General features: G+C 59.1%; 30 protein-coding genes. 12 read left to right on the top strand and 18 right to left on the bottom strand.

The window, feature by feature from the left end; all coding sequences use genetic code 11:
- The first annotated feature begins 13 nt into the window (after positions 1-13).
- The gene (locus ACTG2S_RS17775) at positions 14-466 is read left to right on the top strand and encodes an RNA methyltransferase (RefSeq protein ID WP_439983034.1); all 453 of its coding nucleotides are present in this window, start codon (positions 14-16) and stop codon (positions 464-466) included.
- Between the two features lie 120 nt (positions 467-586).
- Here the strand turns inward: ACTG2S_RS17775 and ACTG2S_RS17770 are convergent, their stop codons facing one another.
- A complete protein-coding gene (locus tag ACTG2S_RS17770) occupies positions 587-1,330 on the bottom strand; it encodes a substrate-binding periplasmic protein (RefSeq protein WP_335838423.1) in 744 nt (247 codons plus the stop codon).
- A gap of 188 nt (positions 1,331-1,518) precedes the next feature.
- Between ACTG2S_RS17770 and ACTG2S_RS17765 the strand changes: the two genes are divergently transcribed.
- Complete coding sequence (locus tag ACTG2S_RS17765) at positions 1,519-1,950, top strand: universal stress protein (protein WP_323937016.1); 432 nt, start codon at positions 1,519-1,521, stop codon at positions 1,948-1,950.
- Between the two features lie 77 nt (positions 1,951-2,027).
- Here ACTG2S_RS17765 and ACTG2S_RS17760 read toward each other — a convergent pair whose 3' ends face one another.
- The 4 genes from ACTG2S_RS17760 to crp all read right to left on the bottom strand — a co-directional run bounded on the left by ACTG2S_RS17760 (position 2,028) and on the right by crp (position 5,771).
- Positions 2,028-2,663, bottom strand: coding sequence for a murein L,D-transpeptidase catalytic domain family protein (locus tag ACTG2S_RS17760; protein WP_439983032.1), 636 nt, complete (start codon positions 2,661-2,663; stop codon positions 2,028-2,030).
- A gap of 173 nt (positions 2,664-2,836) precedes the next feature.
- Complete coding sequence (locus ACTG2S_RS17755) at positions 2,837-3,928, bottom strand: porin (protein ID WP_439983031.1); 1,092 nt, start codon at positions 3,926-3,928, stop codon at positions 2,837-2,839.
- Positions 3,929-4,206: 278 nt separating this feature from the next.
- On the bottom strand, positions 4,207-5,007 hold the full coding sequence (locus ACTG2S_RS17750; RefSeq protein WP_439983029.1) for a putative RNA methyltransferase: 801 nt from the start codon (positions 5,005-5,007) through the stop codon (positions 4,207-4,209).
- A 125-nt stretch (positions 5,008-5,132) separates the two neighbouring features.
- Entirely contained in the window at positions 5,133-5,771 is a 639-nt protein-coding gene (gene crp / locus ACTG2S_RS17745) for a cAMP-activated global transcriptional regulator CRP (protein WP_005335304.1), read from the bottom strand.
- A 300-nt stretch (positions 5,772-6,071) separates the two neighbouring features.
- Here crp and ACTG2S_RS17740 point away from each other — a divergent pair, with 300 nt between their 5' ends.
- Both ACTG2S_RS17740 and ACTG2S_RS17735 read left to right on the top strand, forming a co-directional pair.
- Positions 6,072-6,476 carry an OsmC family protein gene (locus ACTG2S_RS17740; RefSeq protein WP_019446908.1) on the top strand — a complete coding sequence of 135 codons (405 nt, stop codon included), beginning with the start codon at positions 6,072-6,074 and terminating at the stop codon, positions 6,474-6,476.
- Positions 6,477-6,569: 93 nt separating this feature from the next.
- Positions 6,570-6,866 carry an MliC family protein gene (locus ACTG2S_RS17735; RefSeq protein WP_064340755.1) on the top strand — a complete coding sequence of 99 codons (297 nt, stop codon included), beginning with the start codon at positions 6,570-6,572 and terminating at the stop codon, positions 6,864-6,866.
- A gap of 141 nt (positions 6,867-7,007) precedes the next feature.
- On the opposite strand, the gene ACTG2S_RS17730 is transcribed toward ACTG2S_RS17735, so the two are convergent.
- The 3 genes from ACTG2S_RS17730 to ACTG2S_RS17720 are packed head-to-tail and all read right to left on the bottom strand — an operon-like array spanning position 7,008 to position 8,704.
- Positions 7,008-7,541 carry a DUF4136 domain-containing protein gene (locus ACTG2S_RS17730; RefSeq protein ID WP_005335300.1) on the bottom strand — a complete coding sequence of 178 codons (534 nt, stop codon included), beginning with the start codon at positions 7,539-7,541 and terminating at the stop codon, positions 7,008-7,010.
- 16 nt (positions 7,542-7,557) lie between these two features.
- Positions 7,558-8,427 (bottom strand): phosphoribulokinase, encoded by an 870-nt coding sequence (locus tag ACTG2S_RS17725; protein WP_005335299.1) that lies wholly within the window; start codon positions 8,425-8,427, stop codon positions 7,558-7,560.
- A 52-nt stretch (positions 8,428-8,479) separates the two neighbouring features.
- Positions 8,480-8,704 carry a YheU family protein gene (locus ACTG2S_RS17720; RefSeq protein WP_005335298.1) on the bottom strand — a complete coding sequence of 75 codons (225 nt, stop codon included), beginning with the start codon at positions 8,702-8,704 and terminating at the stop codon, positions 8,480-8,482.
- A 97-nt stretch (positions 8,705-8,801) separates the two neighbouring features.
- Here ACTG2S_RS17720 and ACTG2S_RS17715 point away from each other — a divergent pair, with 97 nt between their 5' ends.
- The gene (locus tag ACTG2S_RS17715) at positions 8,802-9,953 is read left to right on the top strand and encodes a GGDEF domain-containing protein (RefSeq protein WP_279498666.1); all 1,152 of its coding nucleotides are present in this window, start codon (positions 8,802-8,804) and stop codon (positions 9,951-9,953) included.
- Here the strand turns inward: ACTG2S_RS17715 and ACTG2S_RS17710 are convergent.
- The 3 genes from ACTG2S_RS17710 to ACTG2S_RS17700 all read right to left on the bottom strand — a co-directional run bounded on the left by ACTG2S_RS17710 (position 9,932) and on the right by ACTG2S_RS17700 (position 12,696).
- On the bottom strand, positions 9,932-10,918 hold the full coding sequence (locus tag ACTG2S_RS17710) for a hydrolase (RefSeq protein WP_279498665.1): 987 nt from the start codon (positions 10,916-10,918) through the stop codon (positions 9,932-9,934). The genes ACTG2S_RS17715 and ACTG2S_RS17710 overlap by 22 nt on opposite strands.
- 66 nt (positions 10,919-10,984) lie before the next feature.
- A complete protein-coding gene (locus tag ACTG2S_RS17705) occupies positions 10,985-11,884 on the bottom strand; it encodes a chemotaxis protein (protein ID WP_005335289.1) in 900 nt (299 codons plus the stop codon).
- Positions 11,885-12,036: 152 nt separating this feature from the next.
- Positions 12,037-12,696, bottom strand: a complete 660-nt coding sequence (locus tag ACTG2S_RS17700; RefSeq protein WP_274161502.1) for a hypothetical protein — start codon at positions 12,694-12,696, stop codon at positions 12,037-12,039.
- A 39-nt stretch (positions 12,697-12,735) separates the two neighbouring features.
- On the opposite strand from ACTG2S_RS17700, the gene ACTG2S_RS17695 reads away from it, so the two are divergent.
- Both ACTG2S_RS17695 and slyD read left to right on the top strand, forming a co-directional pair.
- On the top strand, positions 12,736-12,939 hold the full coding sequence (locus ACTG2S_RS17695; RefSeq protein WP_274161501.1) for a YheV family putative zinc ribbon protein: 204 nt from the start codon (positions 12,736-12,738) through the stop codon (positions 12,937-12,939).
- A gap of 143 nt (positions 12,940-13,082) precedes the next feature.
- Positions 13,083-13,754 carry a peptidylprolyl isomerase gene (gene slyD / locus ACTG2S_RS17690; protein WP_005348264.1) on the top strand — a complete coding sequence of 224 codons (672 nt, stop codon included), beginning with the start codon at positions 13,083-13,085 and terminating at the stop codon, positions 13,752-13,754.
- Between the two features lie 426 nt (positions 13,755-14,180).
- On the opposite strand, the gene ACTG2S_RS17685 is transcribed toward slyD, so the two are convergent.
- Positions 14,181-15,041 (bottom strand): Tim44 domain-containing protein, encoded by an 861-nt coding sequence (locus ACTG2S_RS17685; protein WP_005335275.1) that lies wholly within the window; start codon positions 15,039-15,041, stop codon positions 14,181-14,183.
- Positions 15,042-15,404: 363 nt separating this feature from the next.
- Between ACTG2S_RS17685 and dnaB the strand changes: the two genes are divergently transcribed.
- The 3 genes from dnaB (at position 15,405) to ACTG2S_RS17670 (ending at position 18,487) form a co-directional block, all read left to right on the top strand.
- A complete protein-coding gene (gene dnaB, locus ACTG2S_RS17680) occupies positions 15,405-16,799 on the top strand; it encodes a replicative DNA helicase (RefSeq protein ID WP_026035132.1) in 1,395 nt (464 codons plus the stop codon).
- 195 nt (positions 16,800-16,994) lie between these two features.
- The gene (gene alr, locus ACTG2S_RS17675) at positions 16,995-18,068 is read left to right on the top strand and encodes an alanine racemase (protein ID WP_021230808.1); all 1,074 of its coding nucleotides are present in this window, start codon (positions 16,995-16,997) and stop codon (positions 18,066-18,068) included.
- Positions 18,068-18,487, top strand: coding sequence for a secondary thiamine-phosphate synthase enzyme YjbQ (locus tag ACTG2S_RS17670; RefSeq protein ID WP_033114624.1), 420 nt, complete (start codon positions 18,068-18,070; stop codon positions 18,485-18,487). Before alr ends, ACTG2S_RS17670 begins: the two co-directional genes overlap by 1 nt.
- A 120-nt stretch (positions 18,488-18,607) precedes the next feature.
- Here the strand turns inward: ACTG2S_RS17670 and pepE are convergent, their stop codons facing one another.
- The 5 genes from pepE to ACTG2S_RS17645 form a co-directional block, all read right to left on the bottom strand.
- On the bottom strand, positions 18,608-19,333 hold the full coding sequence (gene pepE, locus ACTG2S_RS17665) for a dipeptidase PepE (RefSeq protein WP_439983026.1): 726 nt from the start codon (positions 19,331-19,333) through the stop codon (positions 18,608-18,610).
- A 243-nt stretch (positions 19,334-19,576) separates the two neighbouring features.
- Positions 19,577-20,842: an endonuclease/exonuclease/phosphatase family protein gene (locus tag ACTG2S_RS17660; protein WP_279498663.1), complete on the bottom strand. Its 1,266-nt coding sequence runs from the start codon at positions 20,840-20,842 to the stop codon at positions 19,577-19,579.
- Between the two features lie 80 nt (positions 20,843-20,922).
- Positions 20,923-21,735, bottom strand: coding sequence for a heme ABC transporter ATP-binding protein (locus ACTG2S_RS17655; RefSeq protein ID WP_064335610.1), 813 nt, complete (start codon positions 21,733-21,735; stop codon positions 20,923-20,925).
- A gap of 11 nt (positions 21,736-21,746) precedes the next feature.
- Positions 21,747-22,778 (bottom strand): FecCD family ABC transporter permease, encoded by a 1,032-nt coding sequence (locus tag ACTG2S_RS17650; RefSeq protein WP_005335261.1) that lies wholly within the window; start codon positions 22,776-22,778, stop codon positions 21,747-21,749.
- A complete protein-coding gene (locus ACTG2S_RS17645) occupies positions 22,775-23,626 on the bottom strand; it encodes a heme/hemin ABC transporter substrate-binding protein (RefSeq protein WP_274161495.1) in 852 nt (283 codons plus the stop codon). Before ACTG2S_RS17645 ends, ACTG2S_RS17650 begins: the two co-directional genes overlap by 4 nt.
- Before the next feature lie 170 nt (positions 23,627-23,796).
- Here ACTG2S_RS17645 and hutX point away from each other — a divergent pair, with 170 nt between their 5' ends.
- Both hutX and hutZ read left to right on the top strand, forming a co-directional pair.
- The gene (gene hutX, locus ACTG2S_RS17640; RefSeq protein ID WP_005362516.1) at positions 23,797-24,309 is read left to right on the top strand and encodes a heme utilization cystosolic carrier protein HutX; all 513 of its coding nucleotides are present in this window, start codon (positions 23,797-23,799) and stop codon (positions 24,307-24,309) included.
- Positions 24,306-24,863 (top strand): heme utilization protein HutZ, encoded by a 558-nt coding sequence (hutZ, locus tag ACTG2S_RS17635; RefSeq protein WP_005335257.1) that lies wholly within the window; start codon positions 24,306-24,308, stop codon positions 24,861-24,863. The genes hutX and hutZ overlap by 4 nt, the downstream gene beginning before the upstream one ends.
- Before the next feature lie 86 nt (positions 24,864-24,949).
- Here hutZ and ACTG2S_RS17630 read toward each other — a convergent pair whose 3' ends face one another.
- A complete protein-coding gene (locus ACTG2S_RS17630) occupies positions 24,950-25,333 on the bottom strand; it encodes a hypothetical protein (RefSeq protein ID WP_005335256.1) in 384 nt (127 codons plus the stop codon).

Here is a 25,333-nt window from a genome sequence, read left to right as displayed (position 1 = left end):
ATAAGGAGAGATGATGGAAAAGAGTGCATTCTGCTGCGTGGGGTTGGTCAATCCCAAGTCTCCGGAAAATGTCGGCTCAGTGATGCGGGCTGCGGGTTGTTACGGGGTGGATGAGGTCTACTACACCGGCAACCGCTTCGAGCTGGCGCGCCGCTTTGCCACTGATACCAAGCAGATGGTGGAGAAGATCCCGTTGCTCGGGGTTGATGACCTGCTGCAATTCATGCCGGAAGGGTGTGTTCCCGTGGTGGTCGATCTGATCGACGGCGCTACGCCGCTCCCCGACTATGTCCATCCGGAGCGCGCTTTTTATATCTTCGGGCCGGAGGATGGCACGCTCGATCCCGCCCTCTATGGCGCGGTGAAAGATGTGGTTTATGTGCCGACCCAGGGCTGCATGAATCTGGCCGCCTCGGTCAATGTGATCCTCTATGACCGCTTGGCGAAGGGATACCGGCAGCCCTGAGTTGTGGCGTGGCTACGGTGACTCAAACCGCAATGGACAAGGTGTTGCTTATGGGCTGGTTGCTGGCAGTGGCTGCTGTTGATGGGGCTGCGGCATCCTTCTCTTTCCCCTATGGTGGGATCAGTTTTCGCCGGCCTTGACCGCCTGCTCCTCGAGAAAGTCGCGGTAGTAGTCATAGAGGTGATAACGGCGATATATCTCGGCCAGCGTGCCGCGACGGATCAGATTCACCATCTCTTGATCCCACAACTGCAGTAGCCGGTCGCCCTGCTTGGTATCGGCAAAAATGGGGTAAGTCGGGATCCAGCGCAAAATGGTGCGGTACATATTAGCCGGGGTCTCATCGGTAGAATGGAGCACGCCAGCGGTCAGGTAATAGCGATAGCGCCCCTTGCCAATCAGCTGCAGGGCTATCTCATGACTGTCGATCTCGTGCCACTGCATGGTGATCGGAAGATATTTATCCAGCACCCATCCTCGCCGCCAGAGCACGGTCTCTCCCTCCAGACTGCGTTCTCCCCGCCATTGTGGCTGCCACTGCTTGAGCATGAAGACGGTCACATCATCTGCGGAGGCTGGCTGATGGGACTGTTTGACTCCCTTGAGCTCGTCCCGATAGACACTCATCGCCATATCCCCCTCTTGCCTGGCTACCATGGCAACGGCGCGTTTGTAAGGCACGATATGGGGCACGATCTGATAGCCGTGGGGTTGGTAGATGGTTCGCACCAGATCGAGATAGATACCGCGGCCATCCGGTTGGCAGAAACCGGGCCAGCCATCGCAATAGACGTGAATATCAGCTGTGCGAGCGTGGGCGATCGCACACAGAGAGCAAAGCAGCAAACAACCGATGCGCAGCATGGTCAGCATTATCCTCGCAGGGGTGAGGAGAGCACGTATCACCTGATTTATACCATGCATTGATCGCGGCGGGCGGAGAAAACATTCCGCATCTCCATTTTGCGACAGGGTCGAGGGTTATTTGCGGTCGGATCGTTATGATCGAGTAAAGATTCAATAGCACCCCAATCAGTAGAGGAGACTGCATTATGCCATCGATCAAGACTCTGCTCTGTCCAGTCGATTTTTCCCAAATGTCTCGCACGGTACTCGACTATGCCGTTTTTATGGCACAGAGCCATCAGGCCCAGCTCAAGCTGATCCACGTGGTTGATCAACTGCACGGTTTCGACAGCTACAAGATCCTGCATATGACGGCCATCGAGATAACCCACGAGATGGAGCGTCAGGCCAGAACCCAGCTCAAAGAGCTGGTTGCCACCCTGCCGATCCCGGCCACCTTTGATATTCGCTTTGGCCGCGCCGCCGATGAAATTGTCATTCAGGCCAAGGAGGATGAGGTTGAGCTGATCGTGATGGGCAGCCACGGCCGCTCCGGTATCAGCCATCTGCTGGTAGGCAGTGTCGCAGAGTCTGTGGTGCGTCATGCACCCTGTCCGGTACTGGTGGTGCGCCAATAACGCGCCACGTTTAGTGTGAAAAGCGTAACAAACAAGGCCAGCGATTGCTGGCCTTGCGTTTTCTTGTGTTGTGCCCGCTAGCCGTGAGCGTAGATGACACTCCCCCCCTTGATGGTATCTATGATGGCTCTGGCCTGCTCTTTGGGCAGGGCGGGGCAACCCCAGCTGCGGCCCAGCTTGTCATATTTGCGCAGATGGGTCGGGCTGGCATAGGCGGCGCCATGTACTACGATGGCACGCTTGCGGGCATTGCTGTTCTTGCCGGGGCTGAGTCCGTCCAGCCGCAGGGAGTAGCCATGCTTGCCCAGATAGGTTTCTGCGGTGCGATAGACGCCGAGGGAACTTTGGCGGGAGTTGAGCTGGTTGGAAAAGTGTTTTGCGGCCAGTTCACCTGAGTTGCGGCCATGGCTGACCCAGGTGTGATAAAGCAGCTTGTGGCGTTTCATATCGATGACAAACAGTCTGCGCTGGGTGGATGGCTTGCTGTAATCGATGATGGTGAGAATGGGTTTGCGTTTGTGGCGCACAGTTTGATAACTGTTGAGTGCCTGACGAAAGGTCTGTTTATCCAGCTTGCCTGACAGACCCAATTGACGATAGAGGCTCTGATCCCAGCTGGCATCTGCCGTGCTGCTCCAGATGAGCGATATCAACAGCAGTGGCAACAACAGCCACCCGCGTTGCCAGTCTATGTTACCGCGCGCTTGTCTCATCCGTGAATATCTCCTTGTCACTCCCTGTCAACGGCGCGGATATTGCCAGCAATCCGCTCGATAGTTATATGCAAGGTGCTGAAAAGGCGCAATAAAAAACCGGCCGCAGAGCGGCCGGAAGTAATTCAAACAGTAGACATTGGTATCACAGGGTATAACTGACTTCCAATTACTTAGAAGTTGTACTGCAGGGCAACCGCGACTACGTCGTCGGTGTTCTTGCCCAGAGAGTTGGTGGACTTGCCATCTACGGAGTCCAGCAGGTTCAGCTTGTAATCAACGTAGGCGTTGAAGTTGTCGGTGAAGTTGTACCAGGCACCGATAGATACGTACTCGGTGTAGGTATCATCGATACCGCGAGCGGAGTCTTTCACGTCAGTGCGCAGGTAGGCCAGAGAAGGCTTGAACTTGCCGATGGTGTACTGGGCAACGGCTTCGTAGCCATCCATCTTCTCGGCGTAGCCGTTGTTGACGAACAGGTGGTCTTCACCGTGGGAGTAGGTTGCAGCCAGGTAGAGGTCACCTACAGCGTACTTGGCACCAAAGCCCATCAGCTTGGCATCCTTGTCGCCACCGAAGGCGGCATAGCGAGCTTGCTCGTCGGTTTTGCCAGCCTGGTTATAGGCAGCACCCAGGCTCAGGCCCATATCGAAATCGTAGTTGGCAGATACTGCGAAGCCTTCTTTGGAACCTTTCTTGTTCCAAGTAGTTTGGCCATTTACATCTTTGAAGTTGGAACGATCTGCATTCTGCGGATCATTGTTACCAGTGAACTGGGCACCCAGAGTCAGACCCTGGTAGTTATAGATGTACTGGGCCAGACCGTTGGTACGGCCGGTACCGAATACTTCAGTATCTTTGCCCAGGCCGTCACCGCCCCACTCAGGCAGAACGTCGGTATAGTTGTTGACGGCCTTGGTGAAGAGGCCATCCTGACGACCATAGCTGAATGCGCCGAAACGGTCGTGCTTGATGCCGGCATAGGCATAACGCAGCTCGTCGTTGTCAGAACCGGAAGTCGGCAGGTTGTACTCGGCAAAGCCGAACGCCTTCATCTCGGGAGCAATCTTGGTCTCGCCAGCAACGTGCAGACGGAAGTAGCTCTGGTCACCTTCGGAACCGTTGTCGTCAGTACCGTAGTAAGCACCTTGTGCACGGCCGCCGATTTCCAGCTTGGTATCGTTCTGGTTGTAAACGGTAGCGGCATGGGCGCCGCTTGCCAGCAGCAGGCTGGAGATGGCAATAGTCAGTGCAGACTTCTTCATATGGGTCCGATAGCCACACGGTAGGCGTCCCAACCTTGACTGGGCCTGAATCCATCGTTGTTTAATTGAGGTGACGAGGTCGTTATCAAGACTGGGTGTGACGGTTTTTGACAAGATAAAAAGAGATTAAATTCAATGAATTATTTTCTAGTGACTTTTTTGACATCAAGACTGTTCTGAGCAACAAGGTCGATGGCTCAAGTTGTGAGCTAGATCACGCAGGGGAGAATGGGGGCGGGGAAAAAACGGGAGGAGCCTTACAAGGCTCCCCCCAGTGATCAGATGGGCTTTTGCCACAGGGTCAGCAGCAGATCCTGTTCCAGTTCATTCGGGCCCTGTTGAGCGAAAGCGTGACGCTGCTCACCGGTTGCCCGCCAGCCAAGACGGCTGGTCTCCAGAATAAAGCTGCGCATGGCCTGATCCATGGTGAGGCTGAACTGGCAGCGCTGTTGAGCCACCGGATTGAGGCCACCGAGGGTTGGCCAGCTGAGGGGGTGTTCCATGCTCACCGTGTTGAGGCTGACCCGCAATTGCCACTGATGGCGCGGGCCTGGCTGCAGATAGAGCAGATAGCCACCGGGGGCCAGCCAGCTGACCAGCTGCTCGGTCTTGACCTTGAGATCGTTGACCAGCAGCACCTGCACCGAGCCCGGTTGCAACGGCGCGCGAGCGGGATCGGCAATGACAAACTGGCCGTCCGGCTGTGCTTTTTTGGCGGCAAAGATGGTGTTCTTAGCGATATCAACCCCAGCAAACTGCCAGCCGGGCAGGCGCTCTGCCAGCGCGCGGCAGTAGTAGCCTTCACCGCACCCAAGATGGACCAGCTCTTGTGAGGCCAGCGGAGCGAGTAGAGCGGCCATGGCCTCAACCAGCGGCAGTTGGTGGCCGGCTTCCAGGAAATGGTGCTTGGCGCGCATCAGGGCACGGCTGTCGCTGTCTTTGGGGTTTTTCTTGCCGGGGATGAGATCCAGATAACCTTCCGGTGCCGGATCGAAGTGATGCTTGTTGTCGCAATAGCGTCCCTGGGAGGCTTCATGAAGATGGAGCGGACTGCGGCAACGGGGACATTGAAGGTGCATAGTAACTCTCTGGGCGAATGCCGGAACAGTGAAGGGCGTTCGGGATTATAGGGGAGAGGATCAAAAAAGGCTGCCGTAGCAGCCTTTTTTATCCCAAGGCCTCAGTCAGGCCTGCGGACGGGTCATCAGCGAGTGCCAAATACCACAATGGTCTTGCCGTGAGCAGAGATGAGCTCCTGCTCTTCCAGCATCTTCAGGATGCGGCCCACGGTTTCACGAGAGCAGCCGACGATCTGGCCGATCTCCTGACGGGTGATCTTGATCTGCATGCCATCCGGGTGGGTCATGGCATCCGGCTGTTTGGCCAGGTTGAGCAGGGTCTGGGCGATCCGGCCGGTCACATCCAGGAAGGCGAGGTTACCCACTTTCTGGCTGGTGTGTTGCAGGCGCTTGGCCATCTGGCCAGAGAGACGCATCAGAATGTCCGGGTTGACCTGGATCAGCTGGCGGAACTTCTTGTAGGATATCTCTGCCACTTCGCAAGAGCCTTTGGCGCGAACCCAGGCGGAGCGCTCGGGGTTCTCGTTCTCCTCGAACATCCCCATCTCGCCCAGGAAATCACCCTGGTTCAGATAAGAGAGGATCATCTCTTTGCCCTCATCGTCCTTGATCAAGACGGCCACAGTGCCCTTGACGATGTAGTAGAGGGTCTCCGCTTTTTCACCCGCATGGATCAGGGTGCTCTTGGCGGGATACTTATGAATGTGGCAGTGCGACAAGAACCATTCCAGGGTGGGATCGCTTTGCGGTTTGCCAATGACCATGAGAATTCCTCTGTAGTGTCTTTTTATGGACTTGTGCGTCCGGGCAAGCTGCCAATCTTGCCATTCCTTGTATTGGTCGCAGTAGGATAAGAGCCTTTGCCTGTGCTGACAAGGCTTTGCGGGCTTTTGACAGAGCCCTTTGAGTAATGCCTGCTGCGCCGCTTCGGCCATTCTAGGGAAGATAGAGGTCGGAGATGTTGATTTTGATCTATTTCCATCCCAACTCCCCCTGTTCGGCAGAGATAAGCGACTGGGTTATGCTAGGGATCCATCATCATGATTAACAGGAGAGAGTGCGAGATGAAAGCCAAGGTCAGCTGGGTGGAAGGGATGAAGTTTGTGGGTGAGAGTGAATCCGGTCACAAGGTGATCCTGGATGGTGCCAACCCCGGTGAGGGGGCCAGCCCGATGGAGATGATCCTGCTGGCGGTCGGTGGCTGCAGCTCCATTGATGTGGTTTCCATCCTCGAAAAAGCGCGCCAGTCGGTGACCGCATGCCATGTCGATGTCAGTGGCGAACGGGTCGATAGCGTGCCCCGGGTTTTCGAAAAGATTAATCTGCACTTCGTGGTGACAGGCAAGGGATTGGCAGAGAAACAGGTGGCCAGAGCGGTCGAGCTGTCGATGGAAAAATACTGTTCTGTTTCCCTGATGTTGGAAAAAGCGGTACAAATTACCCATAGTTATCAAATTGTTGAAGCTTGATAACGATAGTTTCGTTGGTACCCTGGCATAAGGCCGTTACGTAAGGCCACTGCACAAGGCCATGACATAAAGCCATCACATAAGGAAAGTGCAATGAAAAAATTGATCGCTCTGCTTCCCCTTTTGGGCCTGGCGGCGTGCAGCAGCCCGCAACCTACCCAGTATCAATACAGCCAATACCAGTGTGGCGAAGAGATGCTGGCCGTTACCTATGATGCCCAGGCTGACATGGTGCAGTTCCCCTATGCCGGGGTTTACCACAAGCTGGCGCGCGTTGAGTCTGAATCTGGCGCCAAATATTCTGACGGACTGACCACCTTCTGGAATCAGGACAAACAGGCTCTCCTCACCCAGAAAGGAGTCACGCTGCTGACCTGTACACTTAAATAGGTGACCACAGATAGCTGAAGGTGTGCGGCTTTGTGTCCGGGTCTGGCCTAGGCCGGATTGGGTCAAGAGGTTGAGACCACAAAAAACGGCTTGCCGGGAGGCAAGCCGTTTTTCTATCTATCCATTATCACTAAACAAGCGCTAGTTGGTGGGGACGCGATTGAGCAGCTCGGCCGCGAGCTGCTGGCTGAGTGCCTGGCGCTGGCTATCTGCAATGCTTACGTCGCTGGTCAGCTGGATGATGCTGCTCCAGACTGCTTTCTGGGTTTTACGATCGAGCAGCACGATGGCCAGCGACCCTTTGCGTTGGTTGGCCGAGGCATATACCCCGGGTGTCATGCCAAGGCGGGCGAAAATCTCGCCGTCACTCATATCCTTGCCGCCCGCGACGCCGATGGCGACCCACAGATCCGCCTCGTCAAGCGGTGCACTCTGCCACCCCTTGCCATTGAGCTCCCGGCTTACCGCCTGCTGCATCGGCTCCAGCCACCCTTCAGCCAACTCACCGGCAAATTGATACTGTTCGGCCAGGGCGTAGCGCGGGGTTGCACCATAGGTCCAGTTGCCCATCGGGCGAACCAGCATGGTGCCGGACTCCAGCGTGGGGGCCGCTGGCCCGCTGCTGCAACCGCCAAGCAGGGCGAGCAGTGCCACAGAGAGATAAGCAAGCCGCATCGTGAACTCCTTTGAATCAGGTTATTTTGCCGGTTTCGATCAATTGCTGGATGAGCGGGCGCAGGATCAGCTCCATCGCAAAGCCCATCTTGCCACCCGGCACCACTATGGTGTTCATCCGCGACATGAATGAGCCATCGATCATCGACAGCAGGTAGGGGAAATCCACCTGCTTGATACCGCGAAACCGGATCACCAGCATACTCTCGTCCAGACTCGGGATCACCTTGGCGCTGAAGGGGTTGGAGGTATCCACCGTCGGTACTCGCTGGAAGTTGATATGGGTGCGCGAGAACTGCGGGGTGATGAAGTTGATGTAGTCATCCATGGAGCGCACGATGGAGTCGGTCACCGCCTCGCGGGAATGCCCTCGCTCCGAGGTATCGCGGATCAGCTTCTGGATCCACTCCAGGTTGACGATGGGCACTACACCTATCAGAAAATCCACGTGGCGCGCCACATTGTGATCCTCGGTGACCACGCCGCCGTGAAGCCCTTCATAAAACAGCAGATCGGTATTGCTGGGCAGATGCTGCCAGGGGGTAAAGGTGCCGGGCATCTGGTTGAAGGGCACTGCCTCGTCAAAGCTGTGCAGGTAGCGGCGATACTGGCCATTGCCATCCTGCCCATAGCCCTGAAAAAAGCTCTCCAGCAGCCCGAAGTCATTGGCCTCAGGGCCAAAATAGCTGATGTGGCGCCCCTGTTCGCGCGCCTTGCGGATCGCTACATCCATTTCCGGTCGGGTGTAGCGGTGAAAACTGTCACCTTCCACCACAGCCGCGGTATATCCCAGTTGATGGAACATGGAGCGAAAGGCGTTGGTGGAGGTGGAGGTGCCGGCACCGGACGAACCGGTAACGGCAATAATGGGGTGCTTGGCCGACATGGGATTCTCTCTTCCTTGGGAATTCCGTTATAAGGTCCGGATTGCGGTTGGGTCAAGACTGCTCGATGAAGCGGTCTTTCATCACGATATTCACCGATTCGTGCAGCTCGCTGTAGACGATGACAGCTTTGCCTTGCTGTAATTGTTCTCTCACTGCATCGACTTTGACGCCAAGCGGTACATCCTGCTCTCCATATTCGGTTCCTTCCTGCAACACAAAGTGTTCGATCAGGTTGGTCAGGGTGTCGCCGTCCAGTTCTTGCCAGGGAATGATCATTTAAAGGTCTCACAGCAAAAGAGGTGATCGTCAGGCTATTGTTGTGTTGAATCCCGCGAATGCAATCACTTTTTACCTTTTCACCGGAGTCTGAGATATGTTGTCTGAAGCGCAGCGCAGCGCGCCGTTAACCCTGACTGAGCATCTGGACAGCGCACGTCGAGAGGCGATTGCCCGAGGCATGGTGTGGTTCTGGTTGTTGAACTGGCTGGTGGTGTTGTTTCTTTCGATACGCTATGAGGTTTACAGCCAGGTCGGGCTCGCCAGTGATGACAGCTTGCCCTGGCGCTTTCAGAGTGAGCTGGCCCTGGTCATGGTGGTGCTATTGCTGCTACCTGTTGTCAGCCTCTTTTGTGACCATCTGCAGGACCGCCTCTGGTTACTGATGGCTGCGCTGGTGATGGTGCTATGGGGCGGACTCTGGACGCTGCATATCTATACGATTGGTCAGGTGGAGCTGCGGGGAGGAGTCAGCTATGCCAACGGGATCATGCGGCTCAACCTGCTGGCTGCGCTCATCGCGTTTTATCCCGATCGCAAGGTTTTTTATGGCTATCTCTTGGGCCCGATGACGGTGGGTGTGGGGTTGGAACTCTTTTTACGCGTCAATTTTCCCCAGATCTACCTGCTTGGCGTGTTGTTTGGCGTGATTGCGCTGGAGGTCGGCCGCCGCATGCTGCACCGCTGGTTTGAATTGGCGATCATGCGGGAGCATGAAAATCTGACGCTGCTGCGCCAACTTGATCAGCTCGCCAAGCAAGATCCTCTGACCGGTGTCGCCAACCGGCGGCATTTCAATATCGAGTTGGATCGCGCGTTGGCCCATAGCCAGGAGAGCGGCGCTCCGCTATCGCTCATCCTGATCGATGTGGACTATTTCAAGCGCTTCAACGACCACTACGGCCATCAGGTGGGGGATATGTGCCTCAAGGAGGTGGCACAAGCGCTCAACCGTGCGGTACGCACACCATCTGATCTGGTGGCCCGCTATGGCGGAGAGGAGTTTGTGCTACTGCTGCCCAATACCGACCGTCAGGCGGCGGCCAGCGTGGCGCAGCGGCTGCAAGATGGCTTGGCCAGCCTGCGGCTGGAGCATCTGGCGTCCGAGGTTGCCCCCTGGGTGACGGTGAGTCAGGGGATTGCCAGCAATGTGTCCGGCGAAGGGGCTAGCCAGTTGCTGGAACGGGCCGATCAGGCGCTCTATCGGGCCAAGGAGTCGGGACGCAATCAATTCTGTGTTGCGGAGTGACTCTGTTCGGCAATCCAGCGGCTGATCCGCTCATCCAGCCAAAACCGTGGCCGCCAGGGCGTGCCGTGCAGAAAGCCGACATGGCCGCCGCACTGGCTCAACTCATAGCGCACCGTGGGCGAGAGTTGCTCCGGCCGGGGAATGACCGCGTGTGACATAAAGGGATCGTCGGCGGCGTGCAGGATAAGGGTAGGGATGGGGATCTGAGCCAGCAGCGGTAGCCCCGAGCAGCTCTGGTAGTAGTGGTTGGCGCTGTGAAAGCCGTGCAGCGGCGCGGTGACCAGCTCGTCAAAATCGCGCAGGGTGGCAATCTGCTCCACTTGTCTAGGTTGCCAGCGTTCACTCGCTTTCTGCTGCTGGCTGATTTTGCTGAGCAAATTGCGGCGCATGGTGCGCAGCAGATAGTTCTGATAGACCTTCGAGAAGCCCTGATTGACCCGCTCGGCGCAGCTCGCCAGTTGCAGCGGGGCCGAGACCACCACCGCCGCTTTCAATGCCGCAGGACAGGCCCTTGCCAGCAGATTGACCAGCATATTGCCACCCAGTGAAAAGCCGATGGCGATCAGCGGTTTGCCCGGGAAACGCTGGTTCAGCTCGGCAATCAGCTCCTGCGCATCACCGATGGCGCCGGAGTGATAGGCCTGCAGGTGGCGATTGGGCTCGCCACTGCAACCGCGAAAGTGCATCAGCACAGCCTCTCTGCCCTCTTGCTGCAGGTGGGCGAACAATCCCTTGGCGTAGTGGGAGTGAATGCTCCCCTCCAGCCCGTGAAACACCACTATCAGCGGCCGTTCATCAAGGCTGACTTCCCCGCTCCAGGCGAGGTCGACAAAGTCCCCATCCTGCAGTTCAAACCGCTCCGCCACAAAACGGGCTGGGGTGCGGCGCAGCCATTTGGGCAATATGGTCTGCAGATGAGGATTGCGTGCCCACCAGGGGGCGTGGAAGTGGCTCTCGGTCAGCATGGGGTCAGTCGGTCTGGGTCGAAGATAAGGAGGACGGGAGGAGTGTTCCTCCCGCCAGTCATTGGCTTATTTCAGCAGGCGATCGTGATGTTCGGCGCCGCGCAGCATGGCCTGGATCAGCTCATTGGCTTCGAACTTGGTCAGCGCCTCATGAGCACCCACCTGATGTGCCCGCTCCACGCTGATCTCGCTGGAGAGCGAGGTGTGGAGGATGATGTAGGCCCCTGCCAGTTTGCTGTCGCTCTGCACCTCGAAGGCCAGCTCGTAGCCATCGAGCCCCGGCATCTCGATATCGCTAACCAGAATGTCGATCGGGGTCTTCTGGCTTGCCCGCGTCTGCATCAGGGTCAGTGCATCCTTGCCATTGGTGCAGACCTCATAAGGGATATTGATGTAGTCCAGCGCTGCCATCAGCTGACGGCGGGCGACCGAGGAGTCATCGACCAGCAGGATCCGCATCGGCTTGATCCGCTCCCGCTGCACATCGGTCAGCACCGGATAGAGGTGGCTCGGATCATCCGGATAGACCCGAGAGAGGATCAGCTCCACATCCAGCAGCTGGATCAGCTGGTCATTGACCCGGGTCACGCCGGTTACGAACACATTGTGGCCGAGGGAGGCGGGGGGCGATTCGATATCGCGCCAGTTGCACTCGGTGATCTTGTCGATGCCCCGTACCAGAAAACCCACCAGGGTGCGGCGGCAGTCGGTAATGATGATGAAGCAGTGAGGCATCTCCTCCTTGCTGATGGGGCGATAGCCCACCGCCATCGCCATGTCGATCACCGGAATGGTGGAGCCGCGCATATTGGCAGCCCCCAACACGGTCGGGTGCGAGTGGGGCATTGCCGTCAGCTGGGTGTAGGGCACTATCTCCTTCACCTTGAGGGTACCGATGGCAAAGGATTGTTTGGCTGAAAGGTGAAACAGCAACATGCCCTGGGATTGATTGGCTTTGCTCGTCATAGCAGATGTCCTGTTGGTCGAAACGTTGGCAGTCACTTCAGGCCTCTAGCATAAAGGATTACGGGTGGAATGGCCCTTCCTTGTTAACGACCATCTGGCAAAAAACTGGACTCATTCAGCCAATTTCGTTGGCGTATTCCATCGGCGTCCGGTTATTGATCGCCATCCTCGCCAACGCCCCACTGCTGGCAGGCTGCTTGCAATGCGGCCTCATCGGCATAACCCAGCTTGCTGGCCACCTGCGCGGGTTTGCTGCCGCCCTTGAGCAATCTGAGCGCCTGCAGCAGTTGCCACTGTTGTTGCAATTCACTCCCTTCCACCGGCGCATCGGCTTGTTGTGCCCACAGTTGCAGAGACTCCGGTTGGCCATTGGCCAGCGCTTGCCAGCAGGCTTGCAGCTCACCGTGACCCTGCTGGCTGATGGCACACTGTTGCAGCTCATCCAGGATCACCTGCAGTCGCTGACCGTAGGCCCCTTGCCACTCTTTTGGACGTTGCCACCGGGCCAGCGAGTCGAGCAGGGCATCGAGCAGCGGGGTGGTCTGCAGCCAGCCTGCCTGCTGCGGCTGAGCCACGCGCAAAGAGACGCTCAGCTGATCGTACTCGCAACCGCTGAGGGGGCTGAAGGCCGCGAGGGCATCGGCGCAGAGCCAGAAACTGCTGCCTGCCGGCAGCAACAGCTCATGTTGGCCCAGTCTCAGCAGCGCGGCGCCCCGGGTGATCCGCAACAGCTGCCCGACCGGAGTTCGTTTGCGGTTGCCGGCGTGCAGGCCCTGGCAGGAAAAATGGTGGTACTCGATGGCGTGATGCATGTAAAAACCCTGATATGATGCTGCCTGGAGGTAACAAATATGGAAACCAGACGTAAAAAACGCTTCATTGCCGGTGCAGTCTGCCCGGCGTGCGGCAAGTTGGACAACATGATGCTGTATCTGGAGCATGGAGTCGAGAAGGTGACCTGCATCGCCTGTGGCGATACCCAGGTACAAACGCCTGCCGAGGTCGACAAGCAGACTCGCGAGGCGGAAGAGGTGATCGGGGTGTTTCGCCCCTGATAAGGGAACGGCGGGTGGAATGCGGGTCTCCTCGTTGACGCAGTTGCCGTTTTTTTCGTCACTCAGTGGCGCGGCACGGCATATGCGCGGCCCGCTTTTTAGGGTATTCTGAGCCCGTTTTTTTCTATCCGCAGGATCCTGACATGAAAGTAGCTCCTCTGAGCGTGGTTACGCTGGAATACACAGTCACCGACGAGCACGGTGAAGTCATCGACAGCACTGTCGGCAAAGAGCCGCTGGTCTATCTGCACGGCACCCGTTACCTGGTCTCTGGCCTGGAAGCCGAGCTGGAAGGTCGCGCGGTAGGTGAAGCCTTCGAAGTGACTTTGGCACCGAGCCAGGCCTACGGCGAATATGACGAGACACTGGTACAAGAAGTACCGGGCGAGCTGTTCGACGGCATGGAAGTCTCCGAAGGGGATACTTTTGTGGCTGAAACCGACGATGGCCACCGTCCTGTGACCGTGGTTGAAGTGTCCGAAGAGTTCGTCAAGGTGGATGGCAACCATCCGCTGGCAGGCGTAACCCTGGGCTTCAAGGTCGAGATCAAGGATGTGCGCGCTGCCACTGCCGAAGAGCTGGCTCACGGCCACGTTCACGGTGCCGGTGGTTGCGGTCACGATCACGGTCATGACCACGATCACGGCGGCTGCTGTGGCGGTCATGGTCACGACCACGATGAGGATCACGGCCAGGGCGGTTGCTGCGGCGGTGCTGGCCACGGTCACGATCATGGCCACGACCACGGTGACGACCATGGTCACGGCGGCTGCTGCGGTGGCGGCGGTTGTGGTGGCAAGGGCCATCACCACTGATCACGGCCATGCCGATGATAAGAAATCTGCCGTAGGAGTCATACCGAGCAATTAATGCTCATTAATTGCTCCTCCTTGGATGATGAAATCCGAAGTCGGTTGTTCTGGCTTCGGATTTTTTATGTCTGTCAAATAGGCTCGCGGCTTTTCCCAAGCTAACAGGGCTGCTTATTTTTGGTTAATGCTCAACATTATTCCCTCTCGGTTCCGCGATGGGGCTTTTGTGCGGAGCGCAAACGTCATCTGCAAACGAGTCATCAAATCGGTGTCATCATCAGCACAATATGACCAAGTTACTTCATGCCCCAACAGCTATAACGAGCCAGCGTCAGTCTCTATTTGGTCTCGTTGTGCCCCATAAAAAAATAGCCAGTCAGGCTTAACTGACTGGCTATTGCCTAGTGACTAACTGATAGGCGCGAAGCCTTACAGCTGCTCGATACCGACGATATGCCAGGGGGCATTGTTCTTGGCCAGATCGCGCTCGAGGTGCCACACCTCTTTGATGTCTTCTTCGACCTGCTCCTGACGGTCCATGTAGCGGCCGCTGAAGCGCACGCTCACCTGGGCCCAGTCGCTGCCATAGTCAGCACGTACCAGCTGGGTGTCGACATACATTACTTCTGTGTGCTGGTCGCCAGTCAGTTCGGCGCGCTCGGCTTTGAGCTGCTCAAACAGCTCGGGGCTGACGTACTCGCGCACCTTTTCCAGATCGTTCTTGTTCCACGCCTCTTGCAGGGTGCGATAGTGATCTCGGGCACCGGCCAGGAAGCTGTTCATGTCAAAGCCCGGCGGCAGGCGGAACGGCACGTCGCTGTCGGCAAAGCCGGTGGCTTGCGGTGCGCTGTTGCTCTGCTCAAACTGTTGCGGGGCAGCGGATTGCGGTGGCTGATAGCCCGCATAGGCTGCCTGTTGTGGCTGTGGCGTCGCGACCTTGCCCTTGCGCAGGGTACGGATCAGGAAGACTGCCCCCAGCGCCAGCAGAGCGATCAGCAGGAAGTCCATTCCTTGCAGACCTTCAAAGGCACCACTGCCCAGCAGGTAGGCAAACAGGCCACCGGCCAGCAGGCCGCCCAGCAGGCCGCCCATCATGCCGCTCTTTTTCGGCGGAGTCTGGGCATTCAGTGTCGGGTTCTTGTTGTCGACCGGTTTGGCCGCAGGCTGGGCCGGCGCAGTTTTGTAACTTTTACCAAAGGATTTGCCGCCGCCAAACTTCTTGGCTTCGGCGTGAGGTGCCCCCAGGCCAATGGCCAGGATCACGGCAAACAGGGTCAGCATCTTTTTCATTTTGACTCTTTTCACTCTCGTCTGTGGGTGGGGCATGCTCCGCTTTGGCAAGCTCAGCAAGGCGCATGGCAGGCTGCCTGTCCCTAATTGTGTCGCAGCTTGTATTCATCAATATCACCTCTGGCATGAATTATTCATGAACGAGGTTGCCGCGATGCGGCGTCAAACAAGAGGAGTAAACCGGATGAAAAGCAGAAGATTGAGTCGCAAGGAGCGCAAAATGCGAAGCAAAATCAAAATGGTCAAGGTAGAGCAGACTCTGGTTTGGCCCTTTATGATGGTATGAGCCGCCAGATAGGGCTCGCCGTAGTTGGCTTTCTTTTGTAAAATTCCCGTCCCCTTCCCGCTGCGGTTTTTATGTGTATGGCAGAGCAAGTGACGGCGAAAAAAGACGCCAAGACACAACAGCTGAAAGTTCCTCCCCACTCTTTTGAGGCCGAACAGTCCGTACTGGGCGGCCTGATGCTGGATAACGATGCCTGGGATCGGGTTGCCGAACGGGTTATCGATCAGGATTTCTACAGCCGTCCGCACCGGTTGATCTTCCAGGCCATGACCCGCCTCTCCAACGCGGGCAACCCCATCGACCTCATCACCCTGCAGGAGGAGCTGGAACGCTCCGAACAGCTGGAAGAGGCGGGTGGCTTCGCCTATCTGGTGGAGATCGCCAAGAACACCCCGAGTGCCGCCAACATCAACGCCTACGCCGAAATCGTGCGCGAGCGGGCGGTGGTGCGGGAGATGATCTCGGTCGCCAACGAGATAGTCGAAGCAGGCTACGAGCCACAGGGCCGTACCTCCGGCGATCTGCTGGATCTGGCCGAGAGCAAGGTATTCAAGATTGCCGAGCAGCGCACCAGCGCCAACGAGGGGCCCCAGCCCCTTAAGCTCATCCTCGAGCAGACCGTCGACAAGATTGAAGAGCTGTTCAAGACGCCGCACAACGGGGTGACCGGGGTATCGAGCGGTTACAACGATCTCGACAAGATGACCGCCGGTTTGCAGCGTTCGGACTTGATCATCGTGGCGGCCCGTCCCTCCATGGGCAAGACCACCTTTGCCATGAACCTCTGTGAGCATGCGGCCCTCACCGCCGACAAGCCGGTGCTTATCTTCTCGCTGGAGATGCCCTCCGAGCAGATCATCATGCGTATGCTCGCCTCAGTCGGTCGCATCGATCAGACCAAGGTGCGTACCGGTCAGCTCGACGACGAGGATTGGGCACGCCTCTCCTCCACCATGGGATTGCTGCTGGAAAAGGGCAAGATGTATATCGATGACGCCTCCGGCCTCACCCCGACCGATGTGCGCTCCCGTGCCCGTCGGGTGGCGCGCGAGCACGGTGGCCTATCCATGATCATGGTGGACTACCTGCAGCTGATGCGGGTGCCGGCGCTCTCTGACAACCGTACCCTGGAGATCGGCGAGATCTCCCGCTCCCTCAAGGCGCTGGCGAAAGAGCTGCAGTGCCCTGTGGTGGCGCTCTCCCAGTTGAACCGAAGCCTGGAACAGCGGGCCGACAAGCGCCCGGTCAACTCGGATCTTCGTGAATCGGGCTCCATCGAGCAGGATGCGGATTTGATCATGTTTATCTATCGTGATGAGGTTTATCACGATGACAGCCCGGACAAGGGGATTGCCGAGATAATTATCGGCAAGCAGCGTAACGGCCCTATCGGCCGGGTGCGCCTCACCTTCCAGGGTCAGTTCTCCCGGTTCGACAACTACGCCGGTCCGGCGTTTGACGACGATTATTGATAAGTAACAATCATGGCAATCCTGTGGTCAGGATTGCCACCACCGCTCTGACCCGCTTGCCATTTATTGAGAGGCAGCCAGAGCCTGTTTTCCCGGTTCGACAATTATGCCGGTCCGGCCTTCGACGACGATAAGTGAGTGGCGGTCTTCGGCCCGATGAGGGGGAGACCATTTGTGCCCTCGTAAGGGAAAACCATGAAAGCGGCTACTGCCCAAATCAACACTGCGGCCTTGCGCCACAACCTCGCCGTGGTCAAGCGCCACGCTCCCGCTTGCAAGATCATCGCTGTGGTCAAGGCCAACGCCTATGGCCACGGACTGCTGCCGGTCGCCCGCACCCTGGTGGATGCGGATGCCTATGCGGTGGCCCGTATCGAAGAGGCGCTGATGCTGCGCTCCTGCGCCGTGGTCAAACCCATCGTGCTGCTGGAGGGCTTCTTCTCTGCCGACGATCTGCCGGTGCTGGCGGCCAACAATCTGCAGACGGCGGTTCACACCTGGGAGCAGCTCGAAGCGCTGGAGCAGGTCGAGCTGCCAGCGCCCGTGGTGGCCTGGCTCAAGCTCGACACCGGCATGCATCGCCTCGGGGTGCGTGCCGACGAGATGCCCGCCTTTATCGAACGACTCGGCAAGTGCAAGAACGTGGTGCAGCCGTTCAACATCATGACCCACTTCAGCCGCTCCGATGAGCTGGAGCAGCCCACTACCCGCGAGCAGATCGACTTGTTCAGCAAGTTGACCGCACCGCTGGCGGGCGAGCGGGCCATGGCCAACTCGGCGGGCATTCTGGCCTGGCCAGACTCCCACTGCGACTGGGTTCGCCCCGGTGTCATCCTCTATGGCGTGTCGCCCTTCCCCAACACGGTGGCGGCTGATTACGACCTGCAGCCGGTGATGACCTTGAAGACCCAGCTGATTGCGGTGCGGGATCACAAGGCGGGCGAGCCGGTGGGCTATGGCGCCAACTGGGTGTCGGATCGCGATACCCGGCTCGGGGTGATCGCCATCGGCTACGGTGACGGTTATCCGCGCATGGCGCCCAATGGCACTTCGGTGCTGATCAACGGCCGCATCGTGCCGCTGGTGGGGCGTGTCTCCATGGATATGAGCACGGTGGATCTTGGGCCCGGCGCCACCGACAAGGCCGGCGATGAGGCGGTGCTGTGGGGCGAGGGGTTGCCGGTAGAGCGGGTGGCTGACGAGATTGGCACCATCCCCTACGAACTCATCACCAAACTCACCTCCCGCGTCTTTATGGAGTATGTCTGATGTGGCAGCAGTGCCTGCTGACGTTGAAGCCCCGTTCGCGGGGCTTTCATCTGGTGACTGACGAGCTGGTGGCCAAGCTGCCGATGCTGGCGGATTACCGGATCGGCATGGCCCACCTGCTACTGCAACATACTTCCGCCTCGCTCACCCTCAACGAGAATTGCGACCCCAGCGTGCGCAGCGATATGGAGGCCCATCTGCACCGGCTGGCGCCGGAAGATGCCCCCTACTATCGCCACACCTATGAGGGGGCGGATGACATGCCCGCCCACATCAAATCCTCCCTGCTCGGGGTGAGCCTGCTACTGCCGATCCGTGACGGTCAGTTGGCGCTCGGCACCTGGCAGGGGATCTGGCTTGGCGAACATCGCGTCGATGGCGGTGCCCGCAAGGTGCTGGTGACCCTGCAGGGTGAGTAATCAGGCTGCAACCAGCTGAAAGATGACGATAAAAAAGAGGGATGGCATTGAGCCATCCCTCTTTTGTTTTAACGGTTTCGCGAGCTATCCGCCTGCCAGTGGCGCGGCGCTCTGCGTGGCTCAGCCGACCTTGAAGGGGGTCAGTTCGGCCAGCGGGGCGGCGTCCATAAAGGCTTGCGGCTCCTGACCCTGTTTGAAGATCTTGAAGTCCTGATCGCGGGCGCTCCAGTACTCAACGGTATCGCCGCTGATCTGCAGCAGGCTCGCTTCGCGCAGGGCCACCACATATTCGCTCGGGTTGATGGCGCAGAACTCGGCCAGACGCTCGTCGCGGGTCTCGCCCATGTGGCCGCTGATGCTGGCATCGAGATAGTGCGGGTTGATCTGCAGCGGAAACAGGCCCAGCGCGGGCAGCACGGCGGCGTTGCAGACCGGCATGTCGTTGGTGGTGCGGATGCTCGGGGTCGCCACGTTGCAACCAGCGCTCCAGCCCACATAGGGGACGCCCCGTTCGCGCACGGCACGCTGGATCGGCACGATCAGGCCGTTTTCGTGCAGCATCTGGTTGAGGCGCCAGGTGTTGCCGCCACTGATAAAGATGGCGTCGGCCTGATTGACGGCCGCGACCGGATCATCGAAGTGGTGAATGCTGATGGTCTCGATCCCGAGGCTCTCGGTAAGTTCGTTGGCGCGGGCATCCCAGTCGCTGCGGATCACCGCGTAGGGGATCAGCAGGATGCGTTTGACCTGTTTGCGCGCGAGCAGGCTTTGAACCCGATCCCGGGCCCAGCCGAGCAGACCCGGAAATTCGTTGGCTTTACCGTTGCTAAGCAGAAGCAGTTCCATCAGATACGTCCTCAAAAAGTGAAAGCGGAGGAGGGAGGGCCACCGGAACCGCCGTGCGGCCGGATGGCAAGAGGAGGCATGCTACCACCATTGGCGCGGCGGTTCTGTGATCGCGAGGCCCATTCAACGGCTAGGGAGGAGTTATGGATGGATAACTCAATGCCAGCTGGTGGATTAATAAGCAGCGCTCCGCTCGCTGCCATCGCCAATAAAATACCCCGCGGCAGCGGGGTCATGGCAGAGCTAGTCGAGTTTGAGATCGACCCACACCATGCGGTGATCCGAACTGACTCCCTTGGCGATGCCGAGTTTCGCATCATAGACCAGGTGATAACCGGCCTCGAAGCTGGCAGGCCAGAAGACGCCGCTCTTGACCGCGTTGAGGTTGGCGGAGGGGATGACGTGATCCAGCTGCAGCACGCTGCTGTTGGTGATCCGTTCCGGGTTGGGGCGATTGAGGTTGCGTTTGCAGTCGGCCCCCTTGCTGACACACTCCGGGCCCCCTTCGCTGACCGGGATCAGGGTGCCATTGGTGATGGCCTGATTCATCAGCGGGTTGTTTAGCAAATCCTGAATGGCGGTCAGGTCGCCGTCACCGGTGAGCGGATCGGCGTTGAGATCGCCGGCGATGACGAACTTGGCGTTTTTGGCCAGCCCACCCTTGGTGCCCTTGTCATCGGTCATGTAGTTGAGACCCTTGACGTAGTCGTTCCAGAAGGCGATCTCGGCGCGGTTGTGTTTGACGGTGTGGCGCGCCGCGTTGGCAAAGATTGGCGGGGTCGGGTGGGAGATCAGGAAGTGGATTACCTCTTCACCCTTCTCGGTCTTGATCCGTACCGGCACATCGGCGTGGTTCTTGGAGGAGAGCGGGTACTGCTGCCAGGCCGCGTCTTCATACCAGGCATCGCCACACTGGCGGCTGGCCGGGATCTTGACTTTGGGATTGTTGCAGTCATCGATGATGGGATTCTGCTCGCCCGGCATATCCTTCCACTTGAAGTGCTGGAAGGTGCGGATCTGCTTGGTGTCGATGGGGTATTTGGACATCACCGCAAAGGCGTACTGGCCGTGGTAGTTGCCAAAGCCCCAGGCATCGTCGGGGCCGCTGTTGACCTTGCCATCCAGATTGAGGTCATAACCGCTCATCAGGCCGGTGTTGGTGGCGAAGTTCTGCATCACCGGATAGCTGATAGCCGTCACTTCGGCGTGCTGGGCGTGGGCCAGATAGTTGTCGTTGAAGGCTTTCAGATCGGCGGTGCTCTCGCCCTTGCCGTCGTTGTCGAACTCGTTGAGCAGGAACACATCCGGGCGGGTGCGCTGGATGATCTCCGCCACGTTGCGGATCTGCTGCACGTTCTTGGCTTTGGTTTCAGTGGCGCCGCTCAGGCTCCCTTCGGCGAGGCGGGCCAGCAGGGCATCCTGCTCGGTGCGGGTCAGCGCCAGCTCACCGGTCAGCATACCGGCGGCAGTGCGGTCAAAGGCAACATTAAACGTGGCAAAGCGAATCATGTGGGCACCTGCATTGGTTAACAGGTTGCCATTATAGGGGCGTGTTTTCTCTTTCTGGCATATCCCCTCGGAAAAAGCAGCTACACCACCATCGGCAGGCCGCTCTCGGGGTGGTGGATCACCTGTGCCGGATAGTCATAGAGACGGGCAATCAGCTCGGGGGTCAGCACCTCGGCAGGTGTGCCATCGGCCATCAGCTTGCCCCGCTCCAGCATCACCAGCCGATCGGCATAGCGCGCCGCCAGATTGAGGTCGTGCAGCACCACCAGTACCGCTGTATTGCGGCTGGCGAGGGCGCGCGCCATGGTGAGCAGCTGATGCTGGTATTTCAGATCCAGCGCCGAGGTGGGTTCGTCGAGCAGCAGCAAGCGGGGTTGCTCGGCCTGCTCGGTCGGAGAGGGGGCCTGCCAGATCTGCGCCAGCACCCGGGCAAACTGCACCCGCTGCCGCTCGCCGCCGGAGAGCCCGGGATAGAGCCGCTTGGCCAGATGCTCGACCCCGGCATGGGTCATGGCCGCAGCCACAATTTCGTCACGCCGCGCCGCCGGTTCACTGTGGGGCAAGCGCCCCATGGCGACCACTTCCTCGCAGAGAAAGGGGAAGTTGAGTGAGGAGCTTTGCGGCAATACCCCGAGTCGGTGGGCCAGCTGGCTGCTGTCCCACTGCTGGCGATCTGCGCCAAACAGGGTGATGGAACCCTCATATTCCAGTTCGCCGGTCAGGCACTTGAGCAGCGAGCTCTTGCCCGCCCCGTTGGGGCCGAGCAGCGCGGTCAGGGTGCCGCTCTCGAGACTAAGATCGAGCCCATCCAGGATCTGGCGCTGGCCGCGACGCAGGCTGAGTCGGGTGCAGCTCAACAGGGGGGAGGAGAGTGAGGATGAGAGTGGTTGCATAACAGTCCGTATCACAGGGCGCGGCGGCCTTTTACCAGCAGCCAGATGAAGAAGGGAGCGCCGAGCAGGGCGGTGATGATGCCCACCGGCAGCTCGGCCGGGGCCAGCAGGGTGCGAGCCAGCATGTCGGCCGCCAGCAGCAGGGCGGCGCCGAGCAGGGCTGAGAGTGGCAGCAACCTGACGTGGTTGGGGCCTGCCAGCAGGCGCACCAGATGGGGCACCACCAGCCCGACGAAGCCGATCATCCCCGATACCGCCACCGCCACCCCGACGCCCGCTGCGGTGAGCAGAATCAGGCGGCGCTTGAGGGATTGCACATTGACCCCAAGATGACGGGCCTCTCCTTCACCCAGCAGCAGGGCATTGAGGGGATTGGCATCGCGCATAAAGAGCCACAGCAGGGCTGCCAAGGTGAGCAGGGCCAGCGCCACATCGGCCGGTTTGCCTGCCGCCAGCGTTCCCATCTGCCACAGGCTCAGGTTGCGCAGCATCTGATCGTCCGCCAGATAGGTGAGCAGGCCGATCACTGCACCGGAGAGCGCCGTGATGGCTACCCCGGCCAGCAGCATGACGGTGACCGAGGTGCCCCCCTCACGGGTGCCGAGCAGATAGACCAGGGTGGTGGTGAGCGCGCCGCCGAGAAAGGCGAGCAGCGGCAGCAGACCAACCCCTATGGTGGCTTGCAGCTGCTGGCCGAGGGGGGCCAGCAGCACGATGGCGAGCGCCGCACCGAGCGCCGCACCGCCGGAGACACCTATGATGCCGGGGTCAGCCAAGGGGTTGCGAAACAGCCCCTGCATCACGGCGCCACATAGCCCGAGGATCCCCCCCACTGCGATGCAGAGCAGGGTACGCGGCAGGCGAATTTCCTGCACGATCAGCAGCTTGTGTGACTCAATCCCGCTCTCCTGCCCAGCAAACAGCGCCCGCAGACTCTCGCCCAGAGTGAGGGTCATGGGGCCGGTTGCCAGAGAACCGAGCAGCAACAGTGCCAGTGCGGCCGTGGTAAAGGCCAGCAGCCAGGAGAGGGGCAAGCGCATCATGACCCCTGCTTGATCCACTGGGCGATCTGGTTCGCCTGTTGCAGGGAGTTGAGGCTCAGGCCCCCTTGCAGGGCGTGGCCGTCGATGGCGTGAATGGCGTTACGCTTGCCAGCCGGGGTAGCGGCCAGTGCGGGCACTTCGGCCAGCACCTTGGCCGGATCGGCATACTGCTGCCAGTCACGACCGCTAACCAGCACCAGATCGGGCTGCATCTCGATGAGGGCTTCGGCGGATACCGGCTTGTAGTTGCGCAACTCGGTGACCGGATTGATGCCGCCTGCCAGCGAAATCAGCGCGCTGGCGGTGGTGTCCCCTCCGGCGATGCTGGTGGGTTGCCCCTTGTGCAGCAGCAGGAAGGCGACCTTGAGCGGTTTGTTCTGTTTGGCTTGCGCCGCCAGCTGATCGGTCTGAGCCTGGATCTCTGCCTTCAGGCGATCGCCAGCGGCTTTATCGCCCAGCAGGCTGGAGAGGGTGTCGATACGCTGGTTGAGGTTGGCGAGGGTCGGCGCGGTATCCAGCACCTCCACCTTGACCCCGGCACGGCGCAACTGATCCAGGGTCGGGGCCGGGCCCATCTCATCGCTGCCCACCAGTCGGGTGGGAGAGAGGCTCAGGATCCCTTCGGCGGCCAGAGCCCGGTGATAACCCACCTTGGGCAACCCTTTTGGCAAGGGGCTGCTGACATCGGTGGCGATCAGGCTCGATTCACCGCCAAGAGCCAGAATGAGTTCAGTGGTGGCCGGGCCGATACTGACGATACGCTCTTTCTGTCCGTCGGCGGCAACGGCAGAGAAGGAAGAGAGTGAACTGCAGAGCAGGGTGATGGCGAGGGCAAGACGACGGCCCATGCTAACCTCCGAAGGGGTGAATGAAACGGGTGTGCCGCCGAGAATATCAAGGCTTTGGAAAAAATGCACTGATAATGATAGCAATTATCAATTGCATTGATTCCGGTGCTTTATTAGAGTAGCCGCCATGATAAACAGCGGGACAATATGGTCCCGCAGAGGGAGAAAACATGAGCATTGCACAACGCATTCACGCGCTGCTGGAGCAGGATCCCGGCGCTCATCCGTCCACCCTGGCGGCCCAGCTTGCCATCAGCGAATGGGAGGTGGTTCGCCATCTGCCCGCCGAGCTGGTGACCTTGCTGCCCGCCGATCGCGCACAAGGTCTGCTGGAAGATCTGGCCGACTGGGGCCCGGTGACCACCATCGTCGAATCAGAAGGTTCCATCTTCGAGGTCAAAGCCCCCTTCCCGAAAGGCAAGGACGCACGCGGCTACTACAACCTGATGGGCCGCGACGGTGAGCTGCATGGTCATCTCAAGCTCGACAACGTGGCGGGGATTGCGCTGGTCAGCAAGCTGTTCATGGGCAAGGAGGGGCACTCCTTCCAGTTCTTCGGTCACTCCGGCCGCTGCATTTTCAAGGTCTATCTGGGTCGCGACGAGAAACGCCAGCTGCTGGCCGATCAGGTCACCCGTTTTATGGCGCTGCGCCACAACTCTCAAGAGGAAGTCAAAGCATGAGTGAACGTCAGGAGCGTCTGCAGAACCGCCTGCAACCGGAGATCCGCGAGTTTCGCGACAGCTGCCGCACCCTGCAGCTCGCCACCGTCGATGGCGAAGGCAATCCCAACGCCAGCTATGCCCCGTTTGTGCTGCAGGAAGATGGCTACTATGTGCTGATCTCCGAGATCGCCCGCCACGCCCGCAACCTGCAACAGGTGCCCCGGGTATCCCTGATGCTGATCGAGGATGAGAGCGGTGCCCGCGAGCTGTTTGCCCGCAAGCGCTTGACCTTCGATGCGGTGGCTGAAGTGGTGGCCCGTGACGACGCCCGCTGGAGCAAGGCGGTGGCGGCACTGGAAGGTCGTTTTGGCGAGATCATCAAGGGTCTCTCCAACCTCAAGGATTTCAAACTGTTCCGCCTCAAGCCGGAGCAGGGGCTGTTCGTCAAGGGCTTCGGACAGGCGTTCGCGGTTTCCGGTGACGAGCTGGTGGATTTCGTCCATCTGGTGGAAGGGCACAAGCGCATCGACAACGGTGCCGAGCTCACCAGCCCGGCCGATGCGCCGGTCTGATAATCCCTGTCGACCACGACAGCCGTCATAACAAAACGGGCAGCCAATTGGCTGCCCGTTTTTATTGCGTTATCTCATCCTCCAGTTCAATCCTGCCAGCTGGCCTTGTTGGGAAAAGCGCGACGATCGGCGTCGGTGGCCGTTTCGTTGCACTCCCCCCGCACCTTCCAGGAGGTCTGGCTCAGCACTATGTATCCCTGGCGGCAATACTGCTTGGTCGCCAGGGTCTCGGTCAGCAGGTTCTCCTGCAACGCCTCTCGCTGTTCCAGCAGCCGCTGGCTCTGGGCCGCCGAGAGGCCGCGCGGCAAGGTGTCGTTGGGTGCGGCTTCAAAGGTGAACCGCTTGCTCCCCTCCTCGTTGATGTGGGTCAGAAAAAGAGGTTCCGGCCCGTCATACTTCTGTCCGGGCAAGCTGGAGCAGGCCGACAGCAGGGGAACAATCAACAACAGGGTGGCAGACAACAGGCGCAC

Origin of the sequence: Aeromonas sp. 82P (genome assembly GCF_051919365.1) — a bacterium.
GTDB classification, from domain to species: Bacteria; Pseudomonadota; Gammaproteobacteria; order Enterobacterales; family Aeromonadaceae; genus Aeromonas; species Aeromonas veronii.
The sequence above is the reverse complement of the archived record's forward strand: the minus strand, read 5'-3'. Positions and strand labels throughout refer to the sequence as shown.